General features: G+C 71.9%; 11 protein-coding genes. 8 read left to right on the forward strand and 3 right to left on the reverse strand.

Going from position 1 to position 12,069, the window contains the following annotated elements; all coding sequences use genetic code 11:
• Nucleotides 1–66: 66 nt before the first annotated feature.
• Nucleotides 67–1,047, forward strand: a complete 981-nt coding sequence (locus tag ABIA38_RS26555) for a phosphotransferase family protein (RefSeq protein WP_424641350.1) — start codon at nucleotides 67–69, stop codon at nucleotides 1,045–1,047.
• Nucleotides 1,048–1,144: 97 nt separating this feature from the next.
• Here the strand turns inward: ABIA38_RS26555 and ABIA38_RS26560 are convergent, their stop codons facing one another.
• Nucleotides 1,145–3,691 (reverse strand): ABC transporter permease, encoded by a 2,547-nt coding sequence (locus ABIA38_RS26560; RefSeq protein WP_424641351.1) that lies wholly within the window; start codon nucleotides 3,689–3,691, stop codon nucleotides 1,145–1,147.
• Nucleotides 3,692–3,902: 211 nt separating this feature from the next.
• On the opposite strand from ABIA38_RS26560, the gene ABIA38_RS26565 reads away from it, so the two are divergent.
• Both ABIA38_RS26565 and ABIA38_RS26570 read left to right on the forward strand, forming a co-directional pair.
• Nucleotides 3,903–5,060: a sensor histidine kinase gene (locus ABIA38_RS26565; protein ID WP_424641352.1), complete on the forward strand. Its 1,158-nt coding sequence runs from the start codon at nucleotides 3,903–3,905 to the stop codon at nucleotides 5,058–5,060.
• Nucleotides 5,061–5,071: 11 nt separating this feature from the next.
• Nucleotides 5,072–5,794, forward strand: coding sequence for a response regulator (locus ABIA38_RS26570; RefSeq protein WP_424641457.1), 723 nt, complete (start codon nucleotides 5,072–5,074; stop codon nucleotides 5,792–5,794).
• Between the two features lie 9 nt (nucleotides 5,795–5,803).
• Here ABIA38_RS26570 and ABIA38_RS26575 read toward each other — a convergent pair whose 3' ends face one another.
• Together ABIA38_RS26575 and ABIA38_RS26580 are read right to left on the reverse strand one after the other, a co-directional pair.
• Nucleotides 5,804–6,244: an NUDIX domain-containing protein gene (locus ABIA38_RS26575; RefSeq protein ID WP_424641353.1), complete on the reverse strand. Its 441-nt coding sequence runs from the start codon at nucleotides 6,242–6,244 to the stop codon at nucleotides 5,804–5,806.
• Between the two features lie 155 nt (nucleotides 6,245–6,399).
• Nucleotides 6,400–6,852 (reverse strand): cytidine deaminase, encoded by a 453-nt coding sequence (locus ABIA38_RS26580; protein ID WP_424641354.1) that lies wholly within the window; start codon nucleotides 6,850–6,852, stop codon nucleotides 6,400–6,402.
• A 283-nt stretch (nucleotides 6,853–7,135) separates the two neighbouring features.
• Here ABIA38_RS26580 and ABIA38_RS26585 point away from each other — a divergent pair, with 283 nt between their 5' ends.
• The 5 genes from ABIA38_RS26585 to ABIA38_RS26605 all read left to right on the forward strand — a co-directional run bounded on the left by ABIA38_RS26585 (nucleotide 7,136) and on the right by ABIA38_RS26605 (nucleotide 11,904).
• A complete protein-coding gene (locus ABIA38_RS26585) occupies nucleotides 7,136–7,816 on the forward strand; it encodes a hypothetical protein (protein ID WP_424641355.1) in 681 nt (226 codons plus the stop codon).
• Nucleotides 7,817–8,100: 284 nt separating this feature from the next.
• Entirely contained in the window at nucleotides 8,101–8,787 is a 687-nt protein-coding gene (locus ABIA38_RS26590; protein ID WP_424641356.1) for a FadR/GntR family transcriptional regulator, read from the forward strand.
• A gap of 157 nt (nucleotides 8,788–8,944) precedes the next feature.
• Nucleotides 8,945–9,775 carry an ATP-binding cassette domain-containing protein gene (locus ABIA38_RS26595; RefSeq protein ID WP_424641357.1) on the forward strand — a complete coding sequence of 277 codons (831 nt, stop codon included), beginning with the start codon at nucleotides 8,945–8,947 and terminating at the stop codon, nucleotides 9,773–9,775.
• An 8-nt stretch (nucleotides 9,776–9,783) separates the two neighbouring features.
• Nucleotides 9,784–10,848, forward strand: a complete 1,065-nt coding sequence (locus tag ABIA38_RS26600; protein ID WP_424641358.1) for an ABC transporter permease — start codon at nucleotides 9,784–9,786, stop codon at nucleotides 10,846–10,848.
• Between the two features lie 63 nt (nucleotides 10,849–10,911).
• On the forward strand, nucleotides 10,912–11,904 hold the full coding sequence (locus ABIA38_RS26605) for an ABC transporter substrate-binding protein (protein ID WP_424641359.1): 993 nt from the start codon (nucleotides 10,912–10,914) through the stop codon (nucleotides 11,902–11,904).
• Nucleotides 11,905–12,069: the final 165 nt, after the last annotated feature.

Consider the following 12,069-nt stretch of genomic DNA (forward strand, 5'->3'; position numbering starts at 1 on the left):
TAGGCCGCAGGACTCGCCGACCCGTGGTTCCGTGGCCGACCGCAGGCGGCCTGACATCATCACCGAATGCCAGCATCGGAGCCCGCACCCGCCCCGCACCAGCCGCTTCCGCCGACCGAGGACGTCGTACGCGGCCTGATCGATGCCGCCCTCGGTCGCGACGACGCCCGGATCGTCCGGCCGATCGAAGAGGGCGGCGAGCACTTCTCGTGGTGGGTCGGCCCGGACCACGTCATCCGCCTGGCCCCGGACCCGGACACGTCACACCGCCAACGCCGCGAGATCGAGCTGCGCGACGCGCTGCGCGCCCGGGTCGGTGTACCGCTCCCGGTGAGCGCGGCGGTCGGGGAGTGGGCCGCCGGGCTGGCCTACACCGTCGACACCCGGCTGCGCGGCACCTCCGCCGAACTGCGCCCGATCTCGCAGGACGGCGAGGCCCAACTGGCGCGGATGTTGACCGGGCTGCGGAGCTTCGCCATCGCCGACGCGACCGCACTCGGCGTACCGACCGCCGCCCCCCGCTCCCTCGCCGAACTGCGCGAGCAGGCCGAGTCGGCGGCGCGACGGCTCGGCGCGGACGGCGAGTTCGACGGGGCGCCGCCACAGGCGCCGGTCGGCGAACCGGGCCCGAGCGTACTGCTGCACAACGACCTCAAGGGGGAGCACCTCCTGGTCGGCGACGACGGCCGGATCGCCGGAGTACTCGACTGGACGGACGCGGCGGTCGGCGATCCCGCCGAGGACATCGCCGGACTGGCCATCGCCGTGGGTGCCGGCGCGGCCGTCCGAGTGGCCTCGGCGGCCGGCTACGGCCCCTTGTTGTGCGCACGCGGCCTGGCCCTGGCCCGACACGACACCCTGATCCGCCTCGCCGACCGCCTGCACGGCACCGACGACAGCCCGATCCCCCTCCTGCGCACCCAACGCGACCACGCCTGGGCGCCCACGGCCCTGGACCGCCCGGGGGACGACGCACCCGATCCCGCGTCCTCTCGGCCATGGCCGAAGGCCGCCACGCCCCGCCGGGATGGGGGACGGACGCCGTAGCGCCCGGGCCGACATCGCCCGGCCGGCAGCAGGTTCGATCGTGCGGTCACCGTGTTCGTCGGGTGCGAAGCTCCGATTTTGGCCCGGCGGCGGCCGGTTACGCGTCCACCTGGATGGCCGCGGTGATCGGCAGCCTGGCGGCGCGCCAGGCCGGGATCGTGGCGGCCAGGAGGCCGGCCACCGTGGTGGCGGCGATCACCGCGGCCAACGTCGGCCAGGGGACCGCGAGTTCGGTCACGCTGCCGTCCTTTGCCAGCCAGCCGGTGGCGCCGTAGCCCCAGGCGAGGCCCAGGGTCAGGCCCAGGGCGGTGCCGAAGAGGGTGATCGTGGTCGATTCCAGGCGGATCATCCGGCGGATCTGGCGGCGGGTCAGGCCCAGGGCGCGGAGCATGGCCAACTCTCGGGTGCGTTCGACCACCGACAGGGCGAGGGTGTTCGCCACGCCCAGCACGGCGATCACGATGGTGAGGGACAGCAGGCCGTAGGCGAGCGTGAGCATCGTGGTCAACGCGCCCTTGCGGGTTTCCCGATAGTCGGCCCTGGTGCGCACCGTCACGTTCGGCTCGGCCGACGTGGCCGCCTTGACCGCCAGGCGCGCCGCCGCCGGGTCCGTCCCGGGCGTCGTGGTCAGGTAGATCGAGTCGTCGCGGGCGCCGGGGACCAGGTCGGCGAACGTGTCCAGGCCGATCAGCGGGTTCACCTCGCCCCCGGTACCCGCCGGTTGGTCGCTGCGCAGGCCCTCGACCCGCAACGTGCGGGCCGGGCCGTCGCCCACCGCCTGGAGCAGCACCGAGTCGCCGACGGCCAGCTTCTTGCGCTTGGCGTAGGCGGCGTCGAGCACGATCGCGCCCGGCGCCAGACCCCGCGCCTCCGAGCCCTTGGCGTAGGTGTGGCCGAGCATCGTGGCCACACCCGGCTCCGCGCCGTCGAGTTCGAGCAGCGTCGACTCGCCCCGGACGGTGATCCGCGCATCGGTTCGGCGCGTGCGTACCGTGCCCGTCACCCCCGGCGCCGTCCGCGCCGCCGCCGCGACCTGCGGGGTCAGCGCCTGCTTGCCGGTGATCACCAGGTCCGCGCGGAACGTCCGGTCGAAGGTGTCGTCAAAGGACGCGGTCATCGACGACGCGGTCACCCCGATCGCCGCGACCAGCGCCACGCCGATCATCAGCGCGCCGGCCGTGGCCCCGGTGCGGCGCGGATTGCGCAGCGCGTTGTCCCGGCCGAGTCGGCCGACGCCGCCGAACAGGCGGGTGTACGGGGCCGCCAGTACCGGAATCAGCCGGCCCGCAAGCACCGGACCGAGCAGTACGGCCGCGCTCAGCGTCAACGCGCCGCCCAGCGCCAGCAGTGTCAGATCGCCGGTCGCCAGCGCGCCGCCACCCACCACCAGCGCGACCGCCCCGCCGATCCCCCGTCGGCGCAGCGACCCCTGCGCCGCCTCCGCGTCGCGCAGCGCGGCCATCGGCGCCACCCGACTCGCCCGCCGCGCCGGGAAGTACGCGGCCAGCACCGTCGCCACCAGGCCCACCCCGTACCCGACCAGCACCGTCGAGGACGCGAACACCAGGGTGATTCCCGAGGTCTGCACCCCGAGCAGGGACAACGCCGCGGTCAGCCCGCCGGCCAGCGTGTACCCCAGCGCCAGCCCGAGCGTCGAGCCGACCAGCCCGAGGAGCCCCGCCTCGGTCAGCACCGACCGGAGCACATCCCCACGACCCGCGCCGATCGCCCGCAACAGGCCCAGCTCGCGGGTGCGTTGCGCGATCAGCATCGAGAAGGTGTTGAAGATCAGGAACATTCCGATCCCCATCGTGAGCAGCGCGAACCCGAGCAGGCCGTAGCGGACCACATCGAGCGCGCCGCTCAGGTCGCCAACTGCCGCCGCGCCGGTCTGCGCACGTGTGCGTACGGTCACCGGCACGCCCGATCCGCCGACCGCCGCGCTCACCCGATCCCGCAACACGGTGTCGGGCACCCCCGGCGCGGCCGTGATCGACACCGCCGTGACCGCGTCCGGCTTGCCGAGCAGCCGGGCCGCCGCGGTGGCCGGGTCGACGAAGACGAGCGTGTCGCCGGTGGCCCGGACCCGATAGCCCGCGATCCCCACCACGGTCACCTCGAACGCCCCGGTCGACGGGCTCAGCCGCAGCCGATCGCCCAGGTGTACCCCGCTTGCCCGCGCCGACTCCGCGTCGAGGACCACCTCGGTCGGACCGTGCGGCTCGTGCCCCGAGGTCAGCCGTACCGGGGAGTACGCACACGCACACCAACCCGCCACCACCGTGGTCGGATCGGAGATCACCCCGACCTGGTCACCCTTCCCGTCGACCACACCCGCGTCCTCGACCACCACGTCCCCGTGCACCGCCGCGACCCCCTCGACCCCGCGCACCCGCTCCACCAGCGCCGCCGGCACCGTCGGCTGCTGCCCGGACCGGATCAGCTTGATCGCCTTGACGTCGGTGTGCGGCGTGATCGTCACATCGGCCGAGGTCGAGCGGGCCAGGTCGGTCAGCACCCCGGAGATCGTGTCGACGAACATCAGCGTGCCGGTGACGAATGCGATGGAGAGCGTGATCGCCAGTGCGGAGAGCACCAGTCGACCCTTGTGCGCGAAGAAGCCGCGCAACGACGCCTTGAACACGGCGGGATCGCCTTTCGATCGAGGACGAACGGACGCCGTCACGTTCCCGCGCGCCCCCGGGCCCGGTCATCGGGCCGCAGGGCCGGTTGCGAACCCGTACCGAGAGCCCTCGGCCCACCCGCCGACCGGCCGTGATCCGCCCGGGGGCCCACCGGCGTGGTGGCCCCGTGGGCTGATGCGGGCGCCGCGGACCTGCGGTTAGGGTCCGAACGTGGTTGACGAACTGCGCCCACCGCTCACCCAGCGGTTGCGTCCCAGGCACTGGCGGGCCATCGACGTACTGCTCGGCATCGTGTTGGCCGGCTCGCTCGTCACGCTGCGCCCGCACCCCGACGACCGACTCGGTACGTCCACCTGGATCGTGGTCGCGCTCCTGGTGTTGATCCTCGCCGGCGCCGTCGCGTTCCGCCGGACGTACCCGATCCTCGCGGTGACCGCCGCCCTGGTCGCGGAGTCCTGCCTGCGCGGGCTCGAGGTGAAGGCGGCGATCGGGTTCGCGACGGCATTCACGCTGTATACGGCGGCGCTGACGGTCCGCAACCGGCCGGCCGTCTGGGCGCTCGGCACGGTCGCGGTCGCGGTCGGTTTCGCGACCGCGCCGATCCCGCTCTACCCGGCGATCCTGGCCTGGACGCTCGGCACCACCGCCCGCTCCCGGCGCCAGTACGCCGAGGCGCTGCGCCGGCAGGCAGAGCGGCAGGGCCGGGTGGAGGCGGAGCAGCGGGCCAGGGAGCAGGCGGCCGAGGAACGGCTGCGGATCGCCCGGGAGTTGCACGACGTGGTCGCGCACAGCATGAGTCTGATCACCGTGCAGGCGGGCGTCGCGCACTACGTGGGCACCGAGCGGCCGGAGGAGGCGCTGCGCGCGCTCGGCTCGATCGAGGCGACCGGGCGGACCGCGCTGCGCGACATGCGCCGGTTGCTCGGCATGCTGCGCGATTCGGACGGTACGCCGCAGGATGCGGAGTTGGCGCCGGCGCCGACGTTGGCCACGGTCGATACGCTCGTGCGGGACGCGGCGGCGGCCGGGCTGACCGTCGAGTTGTCCGTCCTGGGCGAGCGGCGGGAGTTGCCGACGGGCGTCGAACTGGCCGCGTACCGGATCGTCCAGGAGGCGCTGACCAACGTGATCAGGCACGCGGGAGTCGACCACTGCCAGGTCGAACTGCACTACACCGAACGGGAGATAACGCTGGACATCACCGATTCGGGGCGGGGTGACGGTGGTTCGGTGGTGCCCGGCCACGGGCTGGTCGGGATGCGCGAGCGGGTGGTGGCGTACGGCGGCGAGTTCGCCGCCGGGTCGCGCGCGCCCGAGCCCGGGTTTCGGGTCCGGGCGCGGGTGCCGATCGAGGAGGGTGCGCGGTGACGGCGGAGGGGGTGTCGGAGGCGGGCGAGGCGGTCCCGGGGGCGGTCGCGTCGGGCAGTCCCGCGCCGATTCGGGTTCTGGTCGCGGACGATCAGGCCCTGCTGCGCGGCGCGCTGCATCTGCTGATCGACGCCGCGCCGGATCTGACCGCGGTCGGCGAGGCCGCCGACGGTGCGCATGCCGTCGAACTGGCCCGCGCCACCCGCCCGGATGTGGTGCTGATGGACATCCGGATGCCCGGCGTGGACGGCCTGGAGGCCACCCGGCGGCTGACCGCCGCGCCCGATACGTGCGATACCCGGGTACTCATCCTGACCACGTTCGACCTGGACGACTACGTGTACGCGGCGCTGCGCGCGGGCGCGAGCGGCTTCCTGCTCAAGGAGACGCCACCTGCCGAACTGCTCACCGCGATCCGGATCGTGGCCGGCGGCGACGCGCTGATCGCGCCGAGCATCACCCGCCGGCTGATCGCCGAGTTCGCCGCCCGCCCCGAACCCCGGCAACGCCCCAACACCGGCCCGGACGCGGGCCTGACCGACCGCGAACGTGAGGTACTCACCCTGATCGGCCGGGGCCTGTCCAACCCGGAGATCACCGAACACCTGCACGTGAGCGCGTCGACGGTGAAGACCCACGTGGGCCGCCTGCTGATGAAGCTGGCCGCCCGCGACCGCGCCCAACTGGTGATCGTGGCCTACGAAACCGGCCTGGTGGGCAATCGGGCCGGGTGAACGCGCGGATCAGGCCCAGGGGGTGAGTGGGGATCCGGCCCGCCAGGCGGTGACCGCCGCGGCGTCGGTCGGTTCCACGTCGGCCGGCAGGTCGGTCGGGTCGAGCCAGGCCAGCCGGGCGCACTGGTCGGGTTCGGCGTTGGTCGGGTCGCCCGACCAGGCGGTGGTGTGGAAGTACCAGCCGATCACCGGCGTTCCGGTGTCGCCGAGCACCTGGGCGACATACGCCGTACGCAGATCGGCGGTGGCCACGTCGGTGGCGATCTCCTCCTTGGTCTCGCGCGCGCACGCCTCGATGAGGAATTCGCCCGGGTCGGCCAGTCCGCCCGGAAGCGCGAGCAGGCCGTCGGCGAAGCCGGTGTCCTTGCGCTCCATGAACAGCACCGCGCCGTCCGCGCGTTCGAGGATGATGGCGGCGTAGGCGATGGCGTTGTGGCGGTGGTCGCTCAAGTGTCGTTCTCCCCATGGGCGTTCGGGTGCGGCCGGTTCGGTGTCGCCGGCTCGGTGTCGTCGGACCGGTGTCGTCGGGCCGGCTGCGACGCTCCGGTGTCTCCGCCCGGACCAACGACCGGCCGTGGACGCACGTCACGCCCGAACCGGCCCGGCTACCGCGCCGATTCCGTCTCGTCCGGCCGATAGGGCCAGACATCGTCGGGGAACACCCGCGCGAACCAGTGTGGTTGCACGTCTCGCAACCGCAACGTCCGCCACCGCCGCGGATCCGCCGGCTCCGGCACGCCGACCTCGACGTCCGGGCCGTAGGCGAACAGCCGTTCCTGACAGACGCCGCACGGTGCGAGCACCCAGTACCCACGATCCGCGTCGGCGGCGGTCACACACACCGACGCCACCACACGCCGGTCCAGCTTGTACGCCTCGCAGATCGCGCCGGTCTCGTGGCACAACCGCACCGCGTTGTTCGGTGGCTCGGGCGCTGTACTGGTCAGGATTGTCCCGTCGTCCAGCCGCAGGGCGGCGGCGCCGGACCAGTCCTGCCCGGGAAAGCGACGGCGCGCCAACTCGATCGCGGCATCCACCAGTTCTTGATCGACAGCCATGCGCCGAACGCTACTACCACGAATGTTCCGGTCGGCCGGAACCGGCAGCGGTTCGTACCGCCGGCTCCTCCATCGGGTCGTCGCACAGTTCGAGCAGCCGGGATCGTACGTGCGGCAGGGCCGGCGTCGATGCGCTGCCAAGGAGTCGGGCGTCCGGTTCGGCGGCGGGGCCGGTGGGCGCTCGGGCCTCGGCGTCGATGGTCGGGGCCGGGGGCTCGGTGGACCCGGGCTCGGGTGTGCGGGGCTCGGTGGGTTCGGGGCCGCGTGGCGGTACGGTCCTGCCATGCTCGAATCGCCGCAGAACGCCACGCCCGACCCTTCGGGAACCCCGTCCACCCCGGGACCGGTGACCCCGGACGACCTGGATCGGGCCGTGCGCCTCGCGGTGGACACACTGCGGGCGGCGCCGGCGGCGGCCTGGGAGGTCAGGGCCGGGTCGTTGGAGTGGGACTGCTGGGAGACCGTGGAGCACCTCGCCGACGATCTCTTCGCCTACGCCGCCCAGTTGGGCCTGCGGACCCCACCCGACGACCGCAACGTCCCGTTCGTCTGGGAGAGCCGACGCCCCGGCGGTCCGGCGAACGCCATCCACGCGGACCGCGCGGCGGGGCCGGTCGGGCTGTTGCAGGTGTTGGAGGCGAGCGGCGCACTGCTGGTGTCCATGGCCACAACGACGCCGTCGACCGTGCGCGCCCACCACACCTTCGGCGACTCGGACCCCGAGGGCTTCGCCGCGATGGGCATCGTGGAGACCCTGGTGCACACCCACGACCTGGCCGAGGGCCTCCGCCTGGACTGGACGCCGCCGGCCGACCTGTGCGCACGTGTCCTCGCCAGGCTCTTCCCCGACGTACCGCAGGACACGCCCCCGTGGCCGACCATGTTGTGGGCCACCGGCCGCGCCGACCTCCCGGGCCACACCCGCCGCACCACGTGGCGCTGGTACGGCGCGCCTCGGGGGTAGTGGGTCCCGCTGCGCAGCCGGGCCATTGTTCGTCGATAGCGGACCGGCCCCGGTCCGGGCATCGGTCGGGTGGCACAAACATCGGGTCGGCGGCGTGTCCTCGGGCCCTCGCGGAGCACCAAGTACCCGTTCATGGGTGGTTTGTGATTGTTCGTCAGGTTCTTGGAAGTCGGCAAACATGGGGTCATTGACTCCTGCGGCCAGTGCTCCTAATGTTCCACGCGCACCACCGTAAAGATCGGATCAATCCCACGCGGAACCGGTATCGATCGAAAGGGGGTTCCGTGGCCCTGACCGACGATGCCGTGGATCGTATTCGGCAGATGATCATTTCCGGTGAGCTGAACCCCGGTGACCGGTTGCCGGCGGAGAAGGAACTGGCCGAGCGGCTCGGGCTCTCGCGCAATTCGTTGCGGGAGGCGGTTCGGGCCCTGACGTTGATGCGCGTGCTGCAGACGCGTCGTGGTGACGGGACCTACGTCACGAGCCTTGATCCCGAGTTGTTGCTCGGGACCATGAGCATCGTGGTGGACCTGCATCACGACAGCACCATCCGGCACTTCCTGGAGGTGCGGCGGTTCCTCGAACCCGAGGCGACCGCCATGGCCGCGCTGCGGATCGTTCCCGAAGAGCTGGCCGAGTTGGCCGCCTTGATCACCGAAGGGGAGGGTCTGCTCGCCGCGACACCGATCGACCTCGACCGCATGGCCGCCAACGGGAACGCCTTTCATCGGCTCATCGCCCGGGCCTCCGGCAATCCCGTGCTGGCCATGATCATCGAGACCGTCTCCGGCAAGACCATTCGCGCCGACGTGTGGTGCGGGGCCGCGCAGGAGGCCGACCTGCGGGTCACCCTGGCCGAACATCGGGCGATTGTGGAGGCGCTGGTGGCGGGCGACACCTACCGTTCCCGACTCCGCGCCGCCGCGCACGTGACCGCCATCGAGGACCAGGTACTCAGCCCGTCCTGAGGACTCGGCGCGCGCACCCACACATTCATACATCCGACGATCCGTCGGCCGGCCCGTCGTTCCCTGACGCGGCCCCCCTTCTCCACTCCAGCCCCGGGTCCGAGCGCCGATCCCCCCTGTCCGCGTGCCCGCACATCCGTACCGAGAGGACCCAACCATGCCCACACCCCTTCTGGAGGCCCGTGGCCTGCGGAAGCGCTTCGGCCAGGTCGAGGCGCTGCGCGGCGCGGACTTCACCGTCTATCCCGGGGAGATCGTCTCGCTCATCGGGGACAACGGCGCGGGCAAGAGTACGCTCGTCAAAACCCTCTCCGGGGCTCTGCAACCGGACTCCGGCGAGCTGCTCATCGACGGCGAACCGGTCACCCTGGCCTCGCCGTTCGCCGCCCAGACGGCGGGCATCGAGACCGTGTACCAGGACCTTGCACTGGCCCTGGCGCTGGGCTCCGCCGCCAATCTGTTCATGGGCCGCGAGCTCACCCGCAGCGGTCCGCTCGGCCGGCTCGGGTTCCTCGACAAGACCGCGATGCGCGACGCCTGCGTACGCGAACTCGCGGCCCTGGGCGTGTCGTTGGCCGATGTCGAGGCGCCCGTGGGCACGCTGTCCGGCGGCCAACGGCAGAGCGTGGCCATCTGTCGGGCGGTCACCTGGGCCAAACGTGTCGTGTTCATGGACGAGCCCACCGCGGCCCTGGGCGTGGTCCAGACGCGCCGCGTGCTCGACCTGATCCGACGAGTGCGGGACAACGGCATCGCCGTCGTGCTGATCAGCCACAGCATGCCGCAGGTATTGGAAGTCTCGGACCGGGTCGAGGTGTTGCGCCGCGGCAGCCGGGTGGCCCGATTCGCCGCCGGCGACGCCAGTGCCGAGGACCTCGTCGCCGCGATGACGGGCGTCCTGTCGCATACCCACATCGCGGAGTCCACCGGTCGATCCCCGCACGCGGCGAACGCCGCCGCAGCCACCACCTCAGCCGCCTCGGAGTGAGTGACCCGATGACCGACACCGTCAAGACCGCGCCCGCGCCCGGCGCCGCCGCCGAGCCCGACGACCTCACCCGGCTGGCCCTGGCCCGCCGCAAGCTGCTGACCAGCTCGCTGCTCTACCTCACCACGACCCTGGTCGCCATGGTCGTCGTGTTCGGGATCGCCTCGCCCGACGCCTTCCTCAGCTCGTACAACATCCAGACCGTGTTCACCGTCGCGTCCGTGTTGATGGTCGTGTCCGTCGGGATGACGTTCGTGATCGCCACCGCCGGGATCGACCTGTCCGTCGGCTCGACCCTGGTCTTCGCGTCCGTCGTGTCGCTCAAGGCGATGACCGCGGTCGCGGGCGGCAAGGCGGACAGCGCCGACGCCGGCCCGACCGTGATCCTGGTCGGCCTGGTGGTGGCCCTGGTCGCCGGGGCCCTCTGGGGCTGCGTCAACGGCTTCCTGGTCACCAAGGCCAAGGTCCCCTCGCTGATCGCCACGCTCGGCACGATGGGCGTCGCGCTGGGCATCGCCAAGATCTCCACCGGCGGCAACGACCTCGCGGGTGTGCCCTCTTCGCTCTACGAGACGGTCGGCCTGGGCAAGTTGTTCGGCGTCGTGCCGTGGCTGGTCGTGGTCGCCGTACTGGTCACCGCGGTCGGCTGGATCGTGTTGACCCAGACCAGATTCGGCCGGTACACGCTGTTCGTCGGCTCCGGCCCCGAGGCCGCCCGCCGGGCCGGCATCCACGTCGACCGGCACCTGATCAAGGTGTACGCGCTCGCCGGACTGCTCGCGGGCCTGGCCGGGTTCATGGACCTCGCGCTGTTCGCCAGCGCCAACATCGCGGGCCACACCACCGACAACCTCCAGGCCGTCACCGCGGTCGTGATCGGCGGGACCAGCCTGTTCGGCGGCACCGCCACCATCGCGGGCACCGTGATCGGGGTCTTCCTGCCCGCCGTGTTGCAGAACGGCTTCGTGATCCTCAAGGTGCAGACCTTCTGGCAGGACGTCGCGATCGGCAGCGTCCTCGTCTTCGCGGTCTACCTGGACCAGGTCAAGCGCACCACCCAGAACCGCGGCTGACCCCCGCTCGGTCGACAGCCGGTACGCCCGTCCCATTCCCCTTCGCCCTGCCTGGAGTTCGCCATGCGCGCACAGTCCGCCAAGAAGACCGTTTCGACCTCGATCGCCCTGCTTGCCGGCATCACCCTGGCCGCCACCGGATGTTCCGCCGACGACACGAAGGACGCGGGCGGGGGCGGGAAGCGCTCGATCGTCTACGTCCAGGGCATGGCCGGCAACCCGTTCTTCACGTCCCTGACCTGCGGTGCGCGCGGCGAGGCGGAGAGCGCCGGATTCAAGTTCGACGCCCAGGGCGGCAAGGACTACAGCCCGCAGAGCCAGACCCCGATCCTGAACGCGGTCATCGCGCAGAAGCCGGACGTGATCATCGTGTCCCCGATGGCGGGCGAGGCGATGGTGCCGCCGTTGACCAAGGCCAAGGCGCGCGGCATCAAGATCGTGTTCGTCGACTCCAAGGCCGACGACGAGAGCCTGGCCGTGTCCACGATCGCCTCGGACAACTACGCCGGCGGGATGCTGGCCGCGCAGACCCTGGCCGCACAGGTCGCGGACAAGGGCAAGGTGATGGTGATGGGCGCCAAGCCCGGCATCTCCACCACCGACGCCAGACAAAAGGGCTTCGAGGACGAGATGAAGAAGCACCCGGGCGTCAAGCTGCTCGACACCCAGTACAGCGGCAGCGAACCGGCCGGTGCCACCTCGAAGTTCAGCGCGGTGCTGGCCGCCAACTCGGACCTCGGCGGGGTGTTCGCGGTCAGCACGCAGGAGGTCGAGGGGGTGGCCACCGGCGTCCGGAACGCGGGCGCCACGGGCCGGATCAAGGTGGTCGGCTTCGACACCTCCGAGCCGATCCTGGACGACGTGCGCAAGGACGTGGTCCAGGCCCTCGTGGTGCAGCAGCCGCTCGACATGGGCAAGCAGGCCGTCCAGCAGGCCGCGGCGGCCCTCGACGGGAAGCCCACGACCAAGAAGATCGACACCGGCTACGTGGTCCTGACCAAGGACAACATGACGCAGCCGGAGATCGCCAAGTACGTCTACAAGACCTCCTGCTGACGCAGCGTCGAACGCCGCGGCAACGAGGCACCCCCGGACGCCACCCACGCGTCCCCCTGATCCCGGGCCCACCCCGACCTGCATACGGGGTGGTCCCGGTCCGGCACCAACCGGCACCACCGATCACCAGCACCGGTCGGCGATCACCGATCACCGACCGGCAAC

Source organism: Embleya sp. AB8, assembly GCF_049739465.1.
Taxonomy (GTDB): Bacteria; Actinomycetota; Actinomycetes; order Streptomycetales; family Streptomycetaceae; genus Embleya.